Annotated in this window: 19 protein-coding genes; 8 read left to right on the plus strand and 11 right to left on the minus strand. The window is 48.1% G+C overall.

The features are described from left to right. Positions 1–3: 3 nt before the first annotated feature. The 4 genes from OSH01_RS07605 to OSH01_RS07620 all read right to left on the minus strand — a co-directional run bounded on the left by OSH01_RS07605 (position 4) and on the right by OSH01_RS07620 (position 4,023). The gene (locus tag OSH01_RS07605; RefSeq protein WP_266123482.1) at positions 4–435 is read right to left on the minus strand and encodes a hypothetical protein; all 432 of its coding nucleotides are present in this window, start codon (positions 433–435) and stop codon (positions 4–6) included. Between the two features lie 452 nt (positions 436–887). Continuing rightward, positions 888–2,390 (minus strand): tripartite tricarboxylate transporter permease, encoded by a 1,503-nt coding sequence (locus OSH01_RS07610; protein ID WP_266123483.1) that lies wholly within the window; start codon positions 2,388–2,390, stop codon positions 888–890. 9 nt (positions 2,391–2,399) lie between these two features. Further along, positions 2,400–2,903 (minus strand): tripartite tricarboxylate transporter TctB family protein, encoded by a 504-nt coding sequence (locus tag OSH01_RS07615; RefSeq protein WP_266123484.1) that lies wholly within the window; start codon positions 2,901–2,903, stop codon positions 2,400–2,402. Positions 2,904–3,141: 238 nt separating this feature from the next. Beyond that, positions 3,142–4,023, minus strand: coding sequence for a LysR substrate-binding domain-containing protein (locus OSH01_RS07620; protein ID WP_266123485.1), 882 nt, complete (start codon positions 4,021–4,023; stop codon positions 3,142–3,144). Between the two features lie 141 nt (positions 4,024–4,164). Here OSH01_RS07620 and ydiJ point away from each other — a divergent pair, with 141 nt between their 5' ends. Both ydiJ and OSH01_RS07630 read left to right on the plus strand, forming a co-directional pair. Beyond that, positions 4,165–7,209 carry a D-2-hydroxyglutarate dehydrogenase YdiJ gene (gene ydiJ, locus OSH01_RS07625; RefSeq protein WP_266123486.1) on the plus strand — a complete coding sequence of 1,015 codons (3,045 nt, stop codon included), beginning with the start codon at positions 4,165–4,167 and terminating at the stop codon, positions 7,207–7,209. A gap of 487 nt (positions 7,210–7,696) precedes the next feature. Next, complete coding sequence (locus OSH01_RS07630) at positions 7,697–8,467, plus strand: EcsC family protein (protein ID WP_266123487.1); 771 nt, start codon at positions 7,697–7,699, stop codon at positions 8,465–8,467. Positions 8,468–8,529: 62 nt separating this feature from the next. Here OSH01_RS07630 and OSH01_RS07635 read toward each other — a convergent pair whose 3' ends face one another. Together OSH01_RS07635 and OSH01_RS07640 are read right to left on the minus strand one after the other, a co-directional pair. After that, positions 8,530–8,811 carry a peptidylprolyl isomerase gene (locus OSH01_RS07635; protein ID WP_266123488.1) on the minus strand — a complete coding sequence of 94 codons (282 nt, stop codon included), beginning with the start codon at positions 8,809–8,811 and terminating at the stop codon, positions 8,530–8,532. An 86-nt stretch (positions 8,812–8,897) separates the two neighbouring features. Next, complete coding sequence (locus OSH01_RS07640) at positions 8,898–9,593, minus strand: TerC family protein (RefSeq protein WP_266123489.1); 696 nt, start codon at positions 9,591–9,593, stop codon at positions 8,898–8,900. Between the two features lie 481 nt (positions 9,594–10,074). On the opposite strand from OSH01_RS07640, the gene OSH01_RS07645 reads away from it, so the two are divergent. The 4 genes from OSH01_RS07645 (at position 10,075) to OSH01_RS07660 (ending at position 13,079) form a co-directional block, all read left to right on the plus strand. Continuing rightward, on the plus strand, positions 10,075–10,476 hold the full coding sequence (locus tag OSH01_RS07645; protein WP_266123490.1) for a RidA family protein: 402 nt from the start codon (positions 10,075–10,077) through the stop codon (positions 10,474–10,476). A gap of 1 nt (position 10,477) precedes the next feature. Further along, a complete protein-coding gene (locus OSH01_RS07650) occupies positions 10,478–11,353 on the plus strand; it encodes a fumarylacetoacetate hydrolase family protein (protein WP_266123491.1) in 876 nt (291 codons plus the stop codon). Positions 11,354–11,396: 43 nt separating this feature from the next. After that, the gene (locus tag OSH01_RS07655; RefSeq protein WP_266123492.1) at positions 11,397–12,353 is read left to right on the plus strand and encodes a Bug family tripartite tricarboxylate transporter substrate binding protein; all 957 of its coding nucleotides are present in this window, start codon (positions 11,397–11,399) and stop codon (positions 12,351–12,353) included. Positions 12,354–12,416: 63 nt separating this feature from the next. Further along, positions 12,417–13,079: a GntR family transcriptional regulator gene (locus tag OSH01_RS07660; RefSeq protein WP_266123493.1), complete on the plus strand. Its 663-nt coding sequence runs from the start codon at positions 12,417–12,419 to the stop codon at positions 13,077–13,079. Between the two features lie 33 nt (positions 13,080–13,112). Here the strand turns inward: OSH01_RS07660 and OSH01_RS07665 are convergent, their stop codons facing one another. The 5 genes from OSH01_RS07665 to OSH01_RS07685 form a co-directional block, all read right to left on the minus strand. Next, entirely contained in the window at positions 13,113–14,300 is a 1,188-nt protein-coding gene (locus tag OSH01_RS07665) for an EAL domain-containing response regulator (RefSeq protein ID WP_266123494.1), read from the minus strand. A gap of 238 nt (positions 14,301–14,538) precedes the next feature. Then, positions 14,539–15,180 (minus strand): response regulator transcription factor, encoded by a 642-nt coding sequence (locus OSH01_RS07670; protein ID WP_266123495.1) that lies wholly within the window; start codon positions 15,178–15,180, stop codon positions 14,539–14,541. 27 nt (positions 15,181–15,207) lie between these two features. Further along, a complete protein-coding gene (locus OSH01_RS07675) occupies positions 15,208–18,537 on the minus strand; it encodes a hybrid sensor histidine kinase/response regulator (protein ID WP_266123496.1) in 3,330 nt (1,109 codons plus the stop codon). 333 nt (positions 18,538–18,870) lie between these two features. Continuing rightward, positions 18,871–19,029, minus strand: coding sequence for a DUF1328 family protein (locus OSH01_RS07680; protein ID WP_266123497.1), 159 nt, complete (start codon positions 19,027–19,029; stop codon positions 18,871–18,873). A gap of 60 nt (positions 19,030–19,089) precedes the next feature. Next, a complete protein-coding gene (locus OSH01_RS07685; protein WP_266123498.1) occupies positions 19,090–19,290 on the minus strand; it encodes a CsbD family protein in 201 nt (66 codons plus the stop codon). Positions 19,291–19,647: 357 nt separating this feature from the next. Here OSH01_RS07685 and rplU point away from each other — a divergent pair, with 357 nt between their 5' ends. Continuing rightward, positions 19,648–19,959: a 50S ribosomal protein L21 gene (rplU, locus tag OSH01_RS07690; protein ID WP_266123499.1), complete on the plus strand. Its 312-nt coding sequence runs from the start codon at positions 19,648–19,650 to the stop codon at positions 19,957–19,959. A 32-nt stretch (positions 19,960–19,991) separates the two neighbouring features. Then, positions 19,992–20,252 (plus strand): 50S ribosomal protein L27, encoded by a 261-nt coding sequence (rpmA, locus tag OSH01_RS07695; RefSeq protein WP_266123500.1) that lies wholly within the window; start codon positions 19,992–19,994, stop codon positions 20,250–20,252. The last annotated feature ends 125 nt before the right edge of the window (positions 20,253–20,377 follow it).

Below are 20,377 nucleotides of genomic sequence, written 5' to 3' on the forward strand. Positions count from 1 at the left end.
CCATTAGTTCGCCGTCATGCCATAGGGCAAGACTTGGCTCATTAGGGGCCCCTGGCGCGTATGATTTCGTTGCGGCGCCAAACCGCGATAATCGGCAGCGCGCTGCTGTAACGAAGCAGCACTTAGTGCCCCCCCACTCACGGTGCTGCTTTCTAGCTGCACCCGCACATCCGCTTGATCTGCTAAGGCACTTAACACACGCTGTTGAAATAAGCTGGCGACGCCACTATCGGCTTGAAACGTTACGCTGAGCGCAATGCGTCCGACATCGGCATCCCACGCTTGGGTCTCAGGGCGCCAGCCCAAAATTTCCACACCAACACTAGCTGCCACTTTAGTAAGCACACGGCGTGCTAGATCACGATCAGACTTCAACAAATTGATACTTAAACGATGCTGTAAAGCAGTACGGTTAAAGAGTTTTAATTTAATCATTATTTTCTCCCGTAAAAACAAGAACGGAATAGGCTGCCAACAACGGCCAGCGCATCCATGCCTAGAATATATAGACAGAGCAGCCTGATGAGCCATTGCCATGGCTGAGCTGCATAAAAACGGGTCACAATATAGCTTGGGAGCCACCCGCAAAACAGGCTTGTGGAGATAGATTTTTTAGCCTGGACGAATCGCGTAGAAGCGAACCTGAAGTATCAATTATAACCAGCCTTGCTGACGAAGTCAAAAAAGCCAAAAAAATACACTTTAAAATCATATGATTAGCAATGCATTGCGTAAGAACTGCCCAAGTAAAACTATAACGTACCCTACTGCCGTCACTACCCCTCATAAAAAAACACCCCAATGTTGGAACGTTGTCCAACTTTTGGGGTGTTATTCGTAAAGCTTGGCTTTATACGCCAGCCGTTCCCGATTTAGTCCGCGCCTCCTTACCTAGCCGTGGCACGCCGTAGCGCTCTTCCTCGTATTTGCTTATACACCACGAACAGCAGCATAAGGATAACAATCGCCATAAACGTACCTGATAGAGGTCTGGTGAAGAACGTAGACATATCACCGCGGGACAAGAGTAAAGCGCGGCGGAAATACTCTTCCAGCATAGGGCCCAACACATAGCCTAATAGCAAAGGTGCCGGCTGGAACCCTAAACTGGAGGCCACATAACCAAAAACACCTAAAGCTAGCACAACATACACATCAAATAAGTTGTTGTTCGAGCTATACACCCCAATCGCCACTAAAAACAAAACCACGGGGAAAATCATACGATAGGGGACGGACAGTAATTTCACCCACATACCAATTAACGGTATGTTCAAAATCAGCAACATGATATTACCAATCAAGAAGCTGACTAAAAGGCCCCAGAATAGATCAGGGTGTTCCACCATCAGTTGCGGGCCAGGCGTAATGTTGTGAATCATCATCGCGCCTAGCATTAACGCCATAACCGCATCACCCGGTATACCCAAAGTAAGCGTTGGGATAAAAGCGGTAATCGCTGCGGAACTATTAGCAGCCTCCGGCCCTGCCACACCTTCAATAGCACCCTTACCAAAGCGGCTAGGGTCCTTAGCAGACTTTTTCTCTAGGGCATAGGACATAAAAGAAGCCATCGTCCCACCGGCGCCCGGCAATATACCTAAAACCGAACCTACGGCTGAACCCCGACTAATCGCACCCGCCGATTGGCGAATCTCGCCTTTCGCAGGACGGATAGACTGGCCAGAGACTGATTTTGAAATCAGAGTCCCCTCACCAATTTTTCCTGCATTAGCCAAGACGTCCGAAATACCGAATAAACCCATCGCTAATGCAATCAGCGCCAGACCATCTTGCAGCTCTACGATACCAAAATCAAAACGCGCCACACCGCTATTGACGTCCGTCCCGACCACGCCAAACAACAGGCCTATCACGACCGATGCGATACCCTTTAACGGCGAACCGCTAGTTAACGTGGAAGCGGCAAGTAATCCCATCACCATCAAGGCAAAATACTCAGCAGGACCGAACATAAAGGCCACGCCGGTTAATAAGGGACTAAACAGCATCATCAAAATAATGCCCACGACTACGCCAATAAATGACGCAAACATAGCCATAAAGATAGCGGCACCGCCGCGCCCTTGACGCGCGAGTGGATTACCATCCACACAGACGACCGCGTGCGAAGCCGTGCCTGGCAAATTCAAGAGAATGGAAGTCGTCGCCCCACCGAAGCTTGTTCCATAGTACAGACCGGCCAACATTAACAAGCCGCCTGTAGGATCTAAGCCATACGTCACAGGTAAAAGCATGGAGATGGCTGCCAAAGCACCAATGCCTGGCAAGACGCCGATAAGGTTACCTAAAAAGACACCTACAAAAGCGTAGAGCAAATTGTTCCACGATAGTGCTGTCTGAAAACCTAGTAGTAAATTTTCTAACATAATGCTGTATCAACCCCAGGTGAACAGAGGAAATTGCAACTGCAAGCCATAATGGAACAACGCAATGGCCGCTAACGTTACTCCTATCGCCAAAAACAAAGCGCTTTTAACGCTATTGGCACGGTCGCCCAAGGCAGCAATAAATATCAAAGCAAAGGTAGCTGGCACCAACCCACCGTACTTACCCACCAAAATAAATATCAACATGGAAACAACAATGGCTATCCATGGACGCATATGCTGAACTAGGGTTAACTCCCCCGCCTCTTCTTGCTCCTTAGCCTCCTCCATGTTGTCCATCAGGGCCATATCCTGGGCAGAGTCTGGCAAGACAAAAATCATGACGCCAAACACCACTAATAGAATTCCCAGTATGAGTGGGTAATAACCAGGCCCCATGCGAGCTGCTGTGCCTATGGTGTATTCAAAGCTTTGATATACCGCTCCTAGACCCATGAGCAGTAAAAGCATGCTTGAACCATATTTACGACGCTTCAAACGTTGACTTTGCATAGTGTTCTTCTCAACCTCTTGTTTTACGGCAGCCAAACAGCATCACGCTGCATAACCGTTCAGGGGCGAAGTCTACGCAAAACAACCTTTCTTAAACATTACCGTTTTGTCATGTTTGGGAAATAACTAGACCAAAACCTTTATTTATAAGGCTTACAGGAAGGCACAGGGGTTTCCCTAACTATCATATAAACGAAAATTAATCGAAAAAAACGAAGATTTTGGCCAGCACACTGAATCACTGGTTTTGCTGTATCCACGCCCGAAAAACTTGTAACGCTGGTAAAGAGGCATGGTGCGGTGGGAATACTAAATAATAAGCACGGCCACTCGTGATCGGCTCACCTAACGCACAGAGTTCACCCCGTTTTAATTCATTTTGTACCAACATTAGTGGCACCAAGCCCAACCCTATTTGGGCACGCACAGCCTGCAATAAGTGCGAGGTCAATTCAAAGCTAGGTCCAAGGCGCATGCGTCTGTGGTCCAACTGATACCGGCTAAACCAACGAGACCAGAACTGGCTATGACTGGTGACGGTTAAAAGCGTTTGCTCATACGCCCAAGCGGGCGATAAAGATGTACTGACAGCCTGTTGCGGGCAATACACGGCTTGCAACACTTCCTCTGCGATGCGCACCGAGACTAACCCGGGCCACGGCTCCACATCTACCGTAATAACGGCATCTAATGGTTCCAATGCAAAATCAATCTTACCAATGCGTGAGTGAATATGCAGCGTCACATCAGGGTGTGCCTGATAAAAGTCATGCAGTCTGGGTAATAGCCACGTAGAACCAAAAGTGGGCAAAGTGGCTAAGCGCAACGAACCTGCCGTCACCTGATCCGACATAGCCTGCAAACTCGCACTGCGTATACGCCCTAGGGCGTCATGGAGTTCTAAGTAGTAGCGGCGCCCTACATCAGTCAACACGACGCGTCGTCCAACGCGTCGAAATAAAGCGACCCCAAGCTGCTGTTCTAGGGTTTGCACTTGGCGACTGACCGCGCTTTGACTTAAATGTAACTCTTGTGCCGCTTGCGTGTAGCTTTCATGCCGAGCCGCTGCTTCAAAAGCCAACAATACCGACATGGAAGGCGTGAGCTTACGATAATTCATGCATAAAAGTCATCAATAAGACCTATATTTTCAATTTGTGTTCGTCGCAAACCACGTAGATACTATAAGCAGGTAGCCAAAAGATTATTCATGGCATGCATAAAAATCATTCTTTAGCGATTATCGCACTATTTCCCTACCATGCACATTGCACGTCTACACTCCACCACCCTGCCAGCGCTGACTCTTGAGTTTTTACAAGAACTTCAAGAGACGGGCTTCTCGGGCGAAATCAGCACAGACTACGCCACTCGCAATGTGCTCGCTACCGATAACTCTATTTATCAGCGCTTTCCCCAGGCTGCTGTGTTTCCTCTTCATGAGAAGGACGTACAAGTACTAACCCGAGTCCTATCTCTCAACGCGTATCAAGGTATTGTGATCAGTGCCCGTGGAGGGGGGACAGGGACGAATGGACAGTCGCTCACGCACGGGATTGTGGTGGACTTATCGCGCCACATGAACCAAATTTTAGAAATCAATCCCACTCAAGCTTGGGTGCGTGTACAAGCAGGCGTAGTGAAAGATCAGCTTAATGCCGCCTTGCGGCCTTATGGCTTGTTTTTTGCCCCAGAACTGTCCACCTCTAACCGTGCCACCATAGGCGGCATGATTAATACCGATGCGAGCGGCCAAGGTAGTTGCACCTACGGCAAAACGCGCGATCATGTCTTGGAGCTGGACACCGTGTTACTTGGCGGGCAACAAATTCATAGCCATGCCATAGACGCCCAGCAACTCAGTCATTACTGCGCCCAAGATGACCGTGAAGGGGAGGTGTATCGTTGCGCCGAACATATTATTACTACCCAGGCAGAGCTTATTGCCGCCAAATTTCCAAAACTAAACCGCTGCTTAACGGGCTATGACCTTGCACACTTAAGTACGCCTGAGGAGCATTTCAATTTAAACAGCGTGCTTTGTGGATCAGAGGGCTCCCTGGGAATTATTGTTCAAGCCAAGCTTAGGGTCTTGCCCATCCCTACTTACCAAACCCTAATCAATATACGTTACGCCAGTTTCATGGATGCGCTACGAGATGCACGCGCCCTCATGGCGATGAAACCGCTTTCCATAGAAACGGTAGACTCAAAGGTATTGTTACTTGCCATGCAGGACATGGTGTGGGATAGCGTAGCTCAATACTTTCCTAAAGACGAGCAACACGACACGCTTGGTATTAACCTCATTGAACTTAGCGCCAATACACAAACTGACCTAGACGAACAAGTACAACGCTTCCTTCGCCACTTGCAGCTAGACCAAAGCGTCGTCCGCTTAGGACATACCTTAGCTCAGGGGCGCGAAGCCGTTAATCGAGTCTACGCCATGCGTAAGCGTGCGGTCGGCCTATTAGGGAACGTACAGGGGGAGGCTCGTCCGCAACCCTTTGTAGAAGACACGGCTGTTCCCCCGGAAAACTTACCCGAATTTATCGCTGAATTTCGTGCTTTACTGGATAGTTACGGCCTACAGTACGGTATGTTTGGGCATGTCGACGCGGGGGTATTGCATGTGCGTCCGCTATTAGATATGAAACAGGCTGAACAAGCGGCTTTAGTACGTCCTATTTCTGATCAGGTAGCCGCCCTCACCTTACGCTACGGCGGTTTGCTCTGGGGCGAACATGGCAAAGGCGTGCGCTCAGAATATGCACCCACGTTTTTTGGTGAACTATACCCATCATTACAACAACTCAAGTCTGCTTTTGATCCACACAATCAGTTCAATCCCGGAAAAATTGCCACGCCACTGGGTAGCAAGGATCAGTTACTTAAACTAGACGAAGTCCCCCTACGGGGTGAATATGATAGGCAGATACCCCTGCCCGTTTGGGAAAGTTACGGCGCCGCGATGCACTGCAATGGCAACGGCGCCTGCTATAACTACGACCCAGACGATGCGATGTGCCCTTCCTGGAAGGCGAGTCGTGATAGAGTGCAATCACCCAAAGGACGCGCATCACTTATGCGTGAATGGCTGCGCTTACAACATCAGGCGGGCATAGATATTCAGGCAGTAAGCCAACATAATCCGTCGTGGCTCACAGGCCTACCTACTCGCATTAAAAACAGTAAGGGCGCCCGTCAAGGCGAGCCCGATTTTTCGCACCAAGTGTATCAGGCCATGGCAAGCTGCCTAGCCTGTAAATCATGTGCGGGGCAATGCCCCGTTAAAGTCAATATTCCAGACTTACGAGCACGCTTTTTACACCTTTATCACCAACGCTACTTGCGCCCTTTACGTGATTACATGGTCGCCAGCGTAGAGCTCAGCCTTCCCTATCTGGCCCGTGTAAGCGGGCTATACAATCGATTATTGCAAACTGTCTGGCTACAAAAACAGTTAAGCGCTAAGCTAGGCTTAGTAGACAGCCCATTATTTAGCCGTTTCAAATTAAAAGATACACTCAAGCGGTGGCATGTTTTACCCGCTAGTCCTGCGCAATTACAAAAACTTAGCCCAGAACAATGCCAACGTAGCGTGGTATTAATTCCTGACCCTTTCACTCAACATTTCGAAACTCCGCTATTCGCAGCCCTAATTGAGCTTTGCGCACGCTTAGGCTATCAGGTGTATATCGCGCCCATCAAAAGCAATGGCAAACCTTTACATGTGCAGGGATTTTTGCCAGCTTTTGAACGCGCTGCCCGCCGTACGGCACAAACATTACATGACTTAGCGCGTTTTAATATACCTTTGGTAGGCTTAGACCCGGCCATGACATTGGTATACAGGCAAGAATATAAACAACTGCCTAACTTACCCTCCTTCCCCTTAGTGCACCTACCTCAGGAATGGCTTGCTAGCAGTTTGCCAAGTATTGAGTCGGGCAGTCGCCAGACCTATCGTTTATTAGCCCACTGCACCGAAAAAACACAAGTGACTACTAGTTCAAAGCAATGGCAAGAACTGTTTGAAAGACGCCACCTACAACTCAACATACAAGCCACTGGCTGCTGCGGTATGTCAGGTACTTACGGCCACGAAGCACGTAACCTGGAAAGTTCGAAAACGATTTTTAATCTCTCTTGGGCTGAACCTTTAAGCCAGCCAAATAGCGAACAAGAAATGTTAGCTACTGGCTACTCGTGCCGCAGTCAAGTGCAACGCATGACACAACAACGCTTACGCCATCCTATCGAAATTCTGCTGGCAAACATACGCCAACAAGGTAGCAAGTAAGTCCGGGCTTGTTAATCAGATAATCTGCCAGCCTATGTTACGTAGATCAGTCTATAACAAGCCTCTCATCATTAAGAAGGGCTACTTTTTTTGAAAACGAATCGCCATACAACACGCTACGCATCATTTTCACAGTGCTAATTTCGTCTATAAATAAAAAATAAATAAAAGAAGCTACATTTCATTAATAACTAAAAATCAAATTAAATCTATTAATGAAACTTCTCATCGTAAGTCTGACGAACAGATATCAATGTTTTCACACAGCATCATCCACACACGGCGTAATATTACTATTTTCGCACTATTTCTATCTTTGCCCGGTATTCAAATGCACAGCAGAGCACTGAAATGGGCCATAATCAATAACACTTTTTATTGTTAGCTAAAAATATAGGCAATTTCAATACCGTATTTTTTAACTGCAAATTGTTTGCCCTGCCCGATTATTGCTAAGTAACTTCTTCTACCTTTACCTCAGAACCTTATGGGTACCCCAGTTTTTACAGACGCACAAGACATTGCTGATTTAAAAACCGCCATCGGTTTACTGGAAGCCCCAGCGATTAAACACCGTCTTGCTCAAGTCAGCCAACAAACACTCGCGCCGCACCCCAGCGTCGATGCCGATTGCACCTCGTTGTATCTGCGCAATGCTGTTCAACATGCACTGAGCACTGCAATCACCCAACTGTTACTTGCACCGCCTCCTACATCTACGCTAGCCCGCACATTTACCGCCATCTCCGGCGCCGTGGGTGGCTCATTTGGCTTTGCCGGTTCTATTTTAGAATTACCTCTAGCGATTCGGCTTTTATTGCAATCGATTGTTCAAATAGCAAGCCACCAACACTTTTGTCTTTCAGACACCGCAACTCGTAGCGCTTGCCTTACCATTTTCGCTCTCAATGGCGCCCCACCAAGCGACACCCCCCTCCAGCCATCTACCTACTATCTCACACGCGATCACTTGCATAATCTCACCAGCACCAACAAGAGCGCCCCCCTCCAAGAGCCTCCCGCGGTATGCAGCGCCCTACTGAAGTATGTAGCGCAACGCTTTAGCCAAGCCCTAAACGATAAGATTACTCTGCAATCGCTACAGCCACTTTCGCGGCACGCCGAAGAAAAAATCAACTCCGTCTTTATCAGCCACTATCTGGGCATGGCGCAAGGCCATTTCATCGTCCAACGGCTAGAAAAAAAGCATGGTTATGATGGGGTGCGCAAGGCCTATTTGCGACTACAACACATGTAGCCATAAAAAATGCCTCGCTGGCTGAAGGCCAACAAGGCATCTGAACAAACGAACTAATTAACTTAGTCTTGTCGATCGGTCACTTCAACTAGGTGATAACCAAACTGAGTTTTTACTGGGCCTTGCACCACGCCTACAGGCGCGCTAAATACAACCTGATCAAACTCGGGAACCATTTGTCCGCGACCAAAGCGCCCTAACTCCCCACCTTGACGTGAAGAGGGGCAGCTCGAATTTTCTTTCGCCACTTGAGCAAAATCAGCGCCGCCTTCAATTGCAGTTTTAAGCTCATTCGCTTTTTCTTCACTGCTAACCAAAATGTGTCGTGCGGAAGCTTGTGCCATGAAATACTCCTTAGTAAATAAGCCTACAGCTTAACGTGTTTTGCACACTGCTGTTAAGGGTTAGCAGTGTGCAAAACGTAAAACTTTTAAGCCTTTTGTTTGCGTTTACCGAGGAAATACCCCGCCAACACCACTAACACGGCCATACCAATTTCAACCGCTAGCTTCACTGCTAATTGGACCTCGCCAAAATGCTCTACCACAACCACATCGCTGATCATCATGCCGCCGGCAATCCAGCCCAACAGCGCAGCGCCAAAAGTAACCACAATAGGGAATCGGTCAATCAACTTCAGCACTAATGTACTGCCCCATACAATAATTGGGATACTCACAAGCAAGCCAAAAATAACCAACCCTAACTGGTGGTCAGGATCTGCATTCTGAGCGGCACCAGCAATCGCAATCACGTTATCCAAACTCATCACAAAGTCGGCAATGATAATGGTCTTGACGGCACTCCAAAGGGACACCCCTCCCTTCACATTACCATGAGCATCTTCTTCGGGAATCATTAACTTAATACCGATCCAAACCAATAGTATTGCCCCCACCAGCTTCAAAAACGGTATTCCTAACAGTGTCAGTGCAAAAGCAATTAACACGACACGTAAAATGATCGCCCCCGCTGTGCCCCACAAAATACCTTGCATACGCTGCTTGGCAGGCAAGTTGCGACAAGCGAGCGCAATGACCACCGCATTATCCCCGCCTAAAAGGATATCAATCAAAATAATCTGGAAAACTGCACCCCAGTGCATAGTTTGAAGGAATTCGAGCATTGCACACCCTAAAAAATAGATTGAGGATGGGCCATTTACTCGTCTGACTTGCCCCGCAAGCAGAAAAAAAATGGCCTGTCTGTAAGGGACTAGGCCATTTCATATTAAGAGAATGCACCTTGCCCATGAATGGCAAGGTCTTGCTTGCAACAAATGTTGCCCGGGCACCGGGAGCATATTTAAAACATGCAGCCGTGATGACGATGCGACGGTAAGTAAGCTACTCCCCTTGATAAACGTGATTTTAGTCGCAGGCCTCATAAAAAGCTAGCCATTTGTAGCCCTCACTTCCCTCAGCGCTGCATCTGTACCCACCTTGCCGTTTTTGCTCCAACCACGGCTGCAGACTCACCCCACACACCTATCAGTCATCCTTAAAACCCTTCGTCATTTCACCTAGTTGCAAAGCCATGAAAAAGTGATACTATAAAACTGACTGTGAAATTTCACTGTCTTGATTATGAAATTTAAGGAATAAGAAATGACTCGTAAAATACGTGTAATCAGCCCCGAAGTTGCCGAACCGGCTGAGCGCTTGTGGTCTAACTGCTTACGTGTAGACGATGCAGTGTATTTATCAGGTTTTACTTCACGCGCTAATGACGGCGAGACCATTCAAGGCGACAACAGCTATGAGCAAGCGAAAGTAATCTTTAGCAAGATGAAAAATTTATTAGAGGCAGCCGGTGGCACCATTGATGACATAGTCACCATGACTATTTTCGTAACAGACATGAAACATAATCAGGGTGTATGGCAAGCTCGACGTGAATTCTTTAGCGGTGATTACCCTGCTTGTGCACTCGTAGGCGTTAAAGAGCTAGGCAAGCCTGAAATTCTCGTTGAAATCCAAGGCCAGGCTCGCTTATCTAAGGCAGACTAATATGAAGCTCGTTCGCTATCTCGATGCTCAGAACACTCCGCAGCTTGGTGTACATCAGGGCACTGATGTTTATCCAGTGCAAGGTTATACCAACGTGCAAGAACTCATGCACAAGGAATTCTCCGCCCTACAGCAGCTTCCCCTAGGCTCTGCCGTTCCGTTAGCGAGCGTTCGCCTACTTGCTCCTATTCAACCAGAGCGTAATATTATTTGTGTTGGATGGAACTACCTTAAGCACTACACCGAAAGCATAGGAAAGCGCGAGGGTCAAGAACAAGACCTCCCCGAGCAGCCCACATTATTTACTAAAGCTACCACTAGCCTTGCCCATCCCGGGCAAACCTTGCCACTCCATAGCAGCCTTACCCAGCGTCTTGATTGGGAAGTAGAGCTGGCGGTAATCATCGGTAAAGCCGGACGCGATATAACAGAACAAGAGGCATTAAATTATGTGTTCGGTTATACCATTGCCAATGATATTAGCGCGCGTGATTTACAGCGCGCCCATGGAGGCCAATGGTTCAAAGGAAAATCATTGGACGGCACTTGCCCGCTGGGCCCTTTCATCCTGACCGCGGACGAGCTACCTAATCCACAGGCATTAGACATTGCCTGTTTACTGAACGGTGAGGTGATGCAGGCCTCCAATACCGAGCGGCAAATATTTTCCGTCGCTAAAGTAATAGCAGAGGTTTCTGCTGGCATGACACTATTACCAGGCGATATTATTTTGACGGGCACGCCTGATGGCATTGGCAATGCCCGCACCCCACCCATTTTCATTAAAGCCGGCGACGTCATCGAATGCCGTATTCAAGGCTTAGGCGCATTGATCAACGACTTCCAAGATCAACCTGCCGCTACATTTTCATCTTAATTAAATACTGACTCGCATCAGACACATTACAAAGGATAGTCGCATGAAAAAAGCTCTTATTGGCATGAGCCTAGCACTGGCCTGCTCAGGGGTCGCTGCAACAGAATTTCCCACCCAAACAATGACGCTCATCGTTCCCTACACAGCAGGAGGCTCAAGTGACTCCTTAGCCCGCGCAGTGGGGGCCGCTGTTGCAAAAGAGGCCGACAAAACACTTATCGTGGAAAATCGCCCAGGAGGAAGTACGGTCATTGGTGCGCAGTATTTATTAAATAAGCCGGCTGATGGTCATACCGTACTACTTATGGCAGCTAGCTTTGTAGTCAATCCCAACACCATTAAAGATCTCCCCTACGACACACAGAAAGACTTTAAGCCAGTAACACAATTGGCTGCTAATCCACATGTACTGGTCGTACGTAACGATCTGCCTGTGTCCAACTTGCAAGAGTTTATTGAATGGGCAAAGCAACCAAGCAGCCAAGGCTCCTACTCTTCCTTTGGTCTGGCTTCTTCGGGTCACTTAGGCTTTGAGTTGTTCAATAAACAAGCGGGTACCGAGCTTCTACACGTGCCCTACAAAGGGGCTGCGCCAGCCACACTCGCCGTTCTAACAGGTGAAGTAGACGCCACCCTAGGTGACATTGGTGTCGTTGCACCTCATGTACAAGCGGGTAAAGTAAAAGCTATCGCTGTAACAGGCGATACACGCATGGACATGCTACCTGATGTACCCACTTTTGCTGAAGCGGGTTTGCCGGACCTTAACTCTGCCAGTTGGTTTGGTCTGGTCGTCCCTGCCGCCACCCCTGATGAGCACGTGGCAGCACTTAATAAACTGTATAAGCAAGCGCTCAGCGCCGACACAGTACAAAACGTGATGCGTCAACAAGGCATGCATGCAGTGGCCTCCACCCCCGAAGAGTTCGCCCAATTTATGCAAGCTGAAAGTGATAAATACAAGCAAATCATAGACGACGCCGGCATCGTCTTACAATAAGCGGCTTGAAGCCATCTATAATACTGGCTCTATTAGTCAGCACTAGATGGCTTCTTCTTTCATATGGTGACCAAAATTCGCTCTGCTACACAGAAACCTTTAGCTAACTCATTAGGCGAGCAGGCTTATCTCGCGCTTAAAGGTTTGATTCTGAACGGTGAACTAAAGCCGGGTGATCAAGTCAATGTGGCACAGTTAAGTGAACAGCTAGACTTGGGTAAAAACCCCGTGCACTTAGCGACACATCGCCTTGCGCGTGAAGGACTAGTCGATATATTGCCACGCAAAGGCATTATTATTCGCGCTGAAACCTTAGATAGCTTTCTCAACCTATTAGAGTCGCGCGAGCTCGTTGAGCCTCATCTGGCCGCAGCAGCAGTCGACCACCTTAGCCCCGAACTGATTGCTCAATTAGAAGCACTGATAGAGCAAGGTCGCCGGTTCTATGCCCAAGGCGATCGCCAAGGGGGCATGAGAGTAGACAGACAATTTCATCAAATTTTATACGCAGCCGCAGGCAACGACTTACTGGCTGAGTTTGCCGGCCATTTGCTCGACCGCTCTATGCGTTTATGGTTTACTTCATCGCCCGCTAATAGCAACAAAAGAGCCAGCATAGAAGAACTGCACGATTTGCTAAATATCATGAAGCAAGGCGATAAAGCTCGCACCGCTGAACTCATGAAGGCACATATTAGCTCGGTACGGCAGAAATTTTTAGGGTAAACATGGGCAATCTCAAGCCTCACTAGCTCGCGATTAGGCCCGTTGCAAAAACCGTAAAAGCTCATCGGCTGGTAAAGGATGAGATACGTAATACCCTTGTATGTTATCGCACTCGGTGGTGTGCAATAAGCGAGCGTCCTCTTCGGTTTCTACTCCTTCAGCCGTCACTTTAAGGCCCAATTGCTTACCTAAGGCAATGGAACTACGCATAGCGGCTGCACGCGTTTCGTCTTGTGCCGCGCCGGCGACAAACATGCGATCAATTTTTAACTCTGTAAAAGGCACAGTAGTGAGCGCCTGCATAGAACTATAGCCTATGCCAAAGTCATCTTGGGCAAGCTGAAAGCCCTTTAGACGCAGGCGTCCCGCCCCCACCAACAACTGGCTCGTCTGCTCAGTTAACGTGGTTTCTAATAACTCAAACGTGATGTCTTGAGCGTCAATGTGATAGTGCATCGCCACTTCTAAAAGCTCGTCAGGCAAAGACTCCTGCTCAAGCAAGTGAGTAGGCAAATTAATAGAAATAGGCACGGTATAACCGTTGCGGCACCAGTCTTGGTAGTCTTGCGCAGCCAAACGAAAAATATGCGTTAGCAAGGGTTTATCCAGACCGTGCAGGGACACGTAGGGCAGAAATAGTGCGGGTGAAATCATTCCGCTATGAGGATGCTGCCAACGAGCCAAGGCTTCCACACCGACAATCGCACCCGTGCGTAAACACTGCTTGGGCTGATACCACGGGATAATTTGCTTTTCACGTAAAGCTAACTCCAGCGCCGACTGGTTAGGCGACAACACAATAGGCCGCTCTTTAAGGATGGTTTCCCGTCCGTGCTGCGCTACCTGTAATTTATGAGCAAGCTCATGTGCGTACTCGTCTATGAACGGCTTAGCATAGTGCCCCAACACCGTCAGGTTCTGCCCTCTAGCCACACGTACTGCGCTTTCCATGATATCTGGCATGCAGGCGCTACAAATGGCTAAGGCAACCATCGGCTGTCGTTGCGACAAAGCCTGAATAAACTGCATCCCATCCATATCAGGCATATCTAGATCGAGCAAAATCAAATCAAATTCATTTTCTTTTAATTGCTCTAATGCTTTTACTCCACCCTCTACTGCCTCAGCGACATCGAACCCTGCCTGCAGCAGTACATCCAGCATATATTGCTGCTGCAGAATGTGATCTTCGACAATTAGTATTCGGAATGGATAGGACATATGAATGCTGCAAGCAAAAAACCCGCACTATACCGGTAAATATCACCATAGATGAACGTCAAACCCGCCAATGATCTTTCACATAAGCCATCCCTTATAAGCTATTAGCCTGCATCAGGCGCCTCATACCAGCATCTTACCGGCTTATAACGACACCAGTTGCACTGTCACTGATTACCCATCATACCTGCGTGCCCCCAGCATACGCTATATGTCTCGACCATTCTGTTTTCTAGCTCTATTGAAATACCCCCGCCTGTACACAGTAAGCAATTAACTCTTGGTCATTTTTAGCATTTAATTTACGCATGGCAGAACGCTTCTGACTACTTACGGTTTTTATACTCCGGTTGAGCACCAGACTGATATCCGTTAACGATTGACCAGCAATAAAATGGCGCACCACCTCTAGTTCTCGAGGCGACAACTGAGTCAGAAAAGGTTGCTCTGTGTCCGGCTCAACGCCAATACTCGCTGCGGCCTCGCCAACATACACACGTCCCGTACGTATAGCATCCAAAGCCCTGCCTAGCTTGTCCATATCCTCAGTCTTTAGCACCACGCCACTAACCCCAGCCTTGTACAAAGACTGAATCACGACAGGACTGGATACCATCGTCACGACCAACACACGCACCTGGGGAAAGCGCCGTAGCAAATAACTAATGAAGCTCAACCCATCGCCGTAACGCTCATCACCAGGCATGGAAAAATCGGTTACCACGACGTCAGGGTGGTGGGCTGCAATCGCCGCGATCAACTCCGTAGACGAGGACACCATAGCCATGATCTCTACACTAATATCATGCATAAAAAACTCATGTAGCCCTGCTAGCACTAAAGGATGATCATCGGCAAACACTAAGCGTAAACGAGTCATTGATTATCCTTCATAGGTAAACACAGCCTAACTCGGTAAATGCACAGCGATTAGCTGTTGTAAGTCCTGCGCTAACTCCACTGCCTGCTGTGCCGCTGAAGTCATATCATGAGCTTTTAATGCGGCTTGAGCATGCTGTACACGTGCAACAAAAACGCTTTGCTTCATCGCTAGCAAGGCCCCTAACAAACGGTGTAAAGCCCGCCGTAACGCTACTTCATCTTGCTGCTGAGCTGCCCGAATAATCGCTTGCGCATCAGCGTTCATGGATTCACGAAAAAGCTTATGGTGGCGCTCTGGCACGAGCTTAAGTTCTTGTATAGCCTGGTCAAAAGCCAACGCGCCATAATCGTTATCCGCCATCGCAGTTGACGCTACTTCAGGCAATAAGTCTGTAGTCAAAGCGTTACTTGCATTTTCAGAGGCAGAGGCAGAGGCAACAGACGTCTTACTCCACTGCGCTAAATTGGCATACAAAGTATTTAAATCAATAGGCTTGACCAACCAGGCCGACATACCCGCTGCATGGCAACGCTGCTCTTCCGTGCGGGTTGCATTGGCAGTAACCCCCAAAATAGGGATGTTCAGATCTTGCTGGCGCACGGCCTGAGTAAACTCATAACCATTCATATTAGGCATATTAACGTCGGTCAAAATCGCATCAAAACGTTCTAACGGCCAATAACTCAACGCCTCTTGACCATCATCAACTATTCTCGCTGTACAGCCACATAGGGCCAATTGCTCAGCTAAGGTTTCCTGATTAATGGGATTATCCTCGGCTACCAGCAAATGGAGCCCAAGAGGTTTGAAACTTTTTTTCTGGATTGAAGGGGTACTTTGCCGCTCTCCGCGAACCAGCTTCAATATACCTTGTGCAATCTCGTAAGGGTTCGTACTTTCTATTTGCACTCCCGCCCCTTGTTCAGGCTGTATAGTCATACCCGCAAGTAGATACGGGCCTTGCCAATGACTAGGCGGTGCTGCCTGCGGTGTTAAGACATCCACAAAAATAGTGTCGTTGTCTGCTTGACCTAGATTCTTGCTTTCGTCCCAGCTCTGAGCTTGCGCGCCCCACACCTTAAACCACTGACAAAGGTTCATGCTCAGCTCTACATGAGGGCTACGCACAACAACCTGTAAACCTTGTAGGTTTGGTGCTTTCACAGAGTCAGCATCAGGGGTAGTGACAGGCAAACTGAGCTCTAAAGTAAAACTACTACCCAGGCCAGGCTCACTGGTTACGAGAATTTTGCCCTGCATTAACGTCACAAGCTCGGCACAAATACTTAACCCCAGCCCCGTCCCTCGCGCCATCAAACCACTATTTTCGACTTGATAGAAAGGGGTGAATAACTGGTCCTGGGCCTGCTTGGGAATACCTATCCCCGTGTCACTCACCTGAAAACTCAATAAGCTCTCAGTGGGGGCATTGGATTGACTACGTAAGCGCACCGTAATTTGCCCAGATTGCGTAAATTTCAACGCGTTGCTGATCAAGTTATTCAATATTTGGCGTATACGCTCAGGGTCGCCCACGACCTCTACCGGCACTCCGGTATCTACGCATCCAAATAACAATAGTTTTTTGCGCGCAGCCGCTGCAGCATACGTTTCTACGCAAGAGTGCAACAAACGACGTGGATTAAATTTTCGGCTGCTAAGGACTAACTGATTCGCCTCTATCTTGGTCACATCTAGAATATCGCCAATTAACTGCATCAAAGAATTAGCGGAGTACTGAAGACGTCGCAAATGGGAATGCTGCCCAGGATCCAAGGGGCCTAACAACATAAGCTCCAAAGTACCTAAAATGCCATATAAAGGGGTGCGTATCTCGTGGCTTACCGCGGCCAAAAAGCGAGTTTTTGCCGCATTCGCACTGTCCGCCTCAGCCTTCGCCCGAGACAAGACCTCCTCGTACGCTATTCGGTCGCTAATATCGGCGAATACGCACAACACCACATCCTGCTGCTTATATCGAGTTGGTGAATACACCGCCTGCAAGTAACGGCCGTTAATCTCTAAGCTGTTAAACACACCTGACTGGTCTGCTCGATACACTTCCGCTGGCAAAAGACCACTGGGTAAAACTTGTTTGGCATCCTCAATACTTAACCATTCGCGTGCTAAAGAGTTGCAAAAGACTAGTTCTCCTTGCCGGCGCGTAAAAACACATAAAGCAACCGGTGCAGTATCTAATAAAGTGCGATTAAAACCCTCACTTTCAATTAACGCTTGTTGAGCTTGCTCGGCAGGTCCCAAAACCCGCCGGTTATACCAGCGCACATATAAAATCACGCCCAAAACAAATAGAACCAATAAAGCCAACGCCGTACCGGGCAACCACAAATTAGCCTGGAATAAGGTGGAGTAAGACACTCTAAACACCCCCTGCCAATCTCCTTGCTCACTCACCAGAGTAAAAATCAATCCTGTACGCTCGACACTCACCCCAGGCTGACCTGGCCCAGGCACCTCCCCCTTACCGAGCATCAGGCCACCATAATCATGAAGGAGCCAAAACTCATCATAAATAGGGGTGTCGAGTATGTTTTGAAAAAGTTGCGTCCGCTCTATGGTGGACACCGTGACAGCATAGATAGAATCAGTAGGCCATAAAGGTTCACCGTTGGGCTCAAGATTCAACGGCAACTGCGTCATAGCCGCCAACCCCTCCGGCACCCCTTTCAGGGCTCGCCAATGTACCGGCCGTCTAGACTGGCTCAAGCCCAACGGTTGAGTTAAAAAATCCTGTATTTCGGTGATTGCTTGTGAGCCTACTTGTGCTCGTTGAATACCTTGCGGGCTGGAAGTGTCTGGCGTAGGTACTGTCAGTGAGAAACTTCCCTTGGCATCTAACACGATGGTGCGCGCCCCGGGAAAATAAGACTCAGCCCAATGGCGGGTATAGGCATCCGTTAAAAAATCGCCCAACCTGAGTAAGGGAGTATCGCCATCTAGTAGGCCTGTGAGCGTCGGGCAATATTGAGCCCCTAAGGGAAAGCAGTTTATCGTGAAGGGAACATCCGCAAGACGTGCTTGTACCTTATACAGAGTCTGTGCAGCATTAGGCGCGGAAATTTGCTGCACTGAAATAGGGACCACAGAGTGGGCTGCTACTCCACCTATACTTATAAGTTGGCGTAATTGCTCTAAAAAACGAGCCTGAGAATCAAGAAATGTCGTGAGTGAGAAAAAACTGAGACCTACTTTTTCGCGCTCTTGCTCAACAATTCTCTGGCCTCCCCAATAAAGAGCCACTGCTAATAACAACGCCAGTGATAGGCCACTAATACTAAGTACGTGTAGCCATTGAAAGGAGCGAACGATTTTTTGAAAGGGCTGTGCGGGCATGATACCTAAGCTCTACGACCACTAAGGTCCCAAGGTTATAAAAAACCAACGTACGCATCGCGATGCAAGCCGTCACTACCACGACGGCCATGCCATATTCTGGTTTTAGCATAAAAACGTATTAGTAGCGCCCCCCAACACAGGGGTATAAGCATCCCAACCCTAGAATTAACGCACTCTTCACGCTAACACCCAAGCATTTACCACTCAAATCATATCGTTCTAAAACGATATCAATGCAATGTTTTGCTAACACTTGGCAATTCACTGATAACGTCAGGCATAAAAAAACCCACCCTATAGAGGTGGGTTAAGTGCGCTATCCAAGGCTGGCTAACGCGTGATGACCTTCAGTAAAGTGAACAAAGCCAAAACCAAGAAAATAAAAAACAATACTTTAGCAATTGTTGCAGCACCTGCAGCGATGCCTCCAAACCCTAAAACACCAGCCGCAATCGCCACGATAAAAAATAAGATGGAGTAATACAACATAACTGTCTCCTAGTGTAAAAAGCACAAGGATGCCAATGCATCAACTACCGCTTTAGCTACCTAGTTATTACGATCATAAAAATCTTGTATTTCTTGCTGAGCTCGCTCTTTGGTATGACCATAACGCTCTTGCAAAAGCCCGGCCAAACGTTGCGCATCCCCCTGCACTTGCAGCAGGTCATCATCCGTCAACTCACCCCACTTGCTTTTTGCCTGACCTTTCCACTGTTCCCACTTTCCTTTAAAAACATCTTTATTCATAAAAAACCTCCAAGAAGTTTGCTGTGAAGTGGACTGCTTAGCTTTACCGTACGCCAAAGCAAGTCAAAACGTTCGCACAGAATGCAAGAAGCTGTAAATAATTACGTCGCCATCCCCGCTCTAACACTAAAACAGCAGCACCTATTTACAATACCTACACTCAGAAACATCGGTGTACTAACTAAGGCCGCGAAAGCGGACCACATAAAAGCTGCACAAGTAAGGCCCAAACAACTCTGTTTTAGCGCTAAGCTCTTGACCTATAGGCAAATTCAAGATAGAATTTTTTGCTTAGCTATTTTTTAGCTAAAGACTACAAGATTTGATCTAAACGATCAGTTTTTCAAGGATTTCCCTATGTACGCGGTTATAAAAACCGGTGGTAAACAGTATCGTGTTACTACTGGCCAAAAACTAAAGATAGAACAGATACCGGCTGACATTGGGCAAGAAATTTCGCTAGACCAGGTATTGTCCGTAGGCGAAGGTGAAGCACTACAAATAGGTGCTCCTTTCGTTCCCGGTGCCTCGGTTAAAGCTACTGTTCTTGCGCAAGGCCGTCACAAAAAAATTATTGTTTTCAAAATGCGCCGTCGCAAGAACTATCGCAGAACACAAGGCCATCGTCAAAACTTTACTGAAATCCGCATTGACACCGTTTCGGTGTAAGCGATCTCAGACGACTCTACAGGAGCTAAAACATGGCACAGAAGAAAGGCGGCGGCTCTACGCGAAACGGCCGTGACTCACAGGCCAAACGACTCGGCGTGAAAGTATACGGCGGTCAAGCCATTTCGGCAGGCAGCATTATTGTTCGCCAGCGCGGCACTCAGTTTCACCCGGGTGTAAACGTAGGTATCGGTAAAGACCACACCTTGTTCTCACTCGTTGATGGAAAAGTTAAATTCTCTATCACTGGTGCACTGAACAAACGCACAGTCTCGGTACTTAGCGCCGAATAAACGACTTTTGCGTCGCACTGAACTAGCCCTGCCTTTAGTAAGGTAGGGCTTTTTCGTTTATCATTACCGGATTACGGCACGCTTGGCTATACGCGCTCCTTCCGGCCACTTTTCCACAAGACACG

Source organism: Alcaligenes endophyticus (assembly GCF_026344035.1).
GTDB lineage: Bacteria > Pseudomonadota > Gammaproteobacteria > Burkholderiales > Burkholderiaceae_B > Alcaligenes > Alcaligenes endophyticus.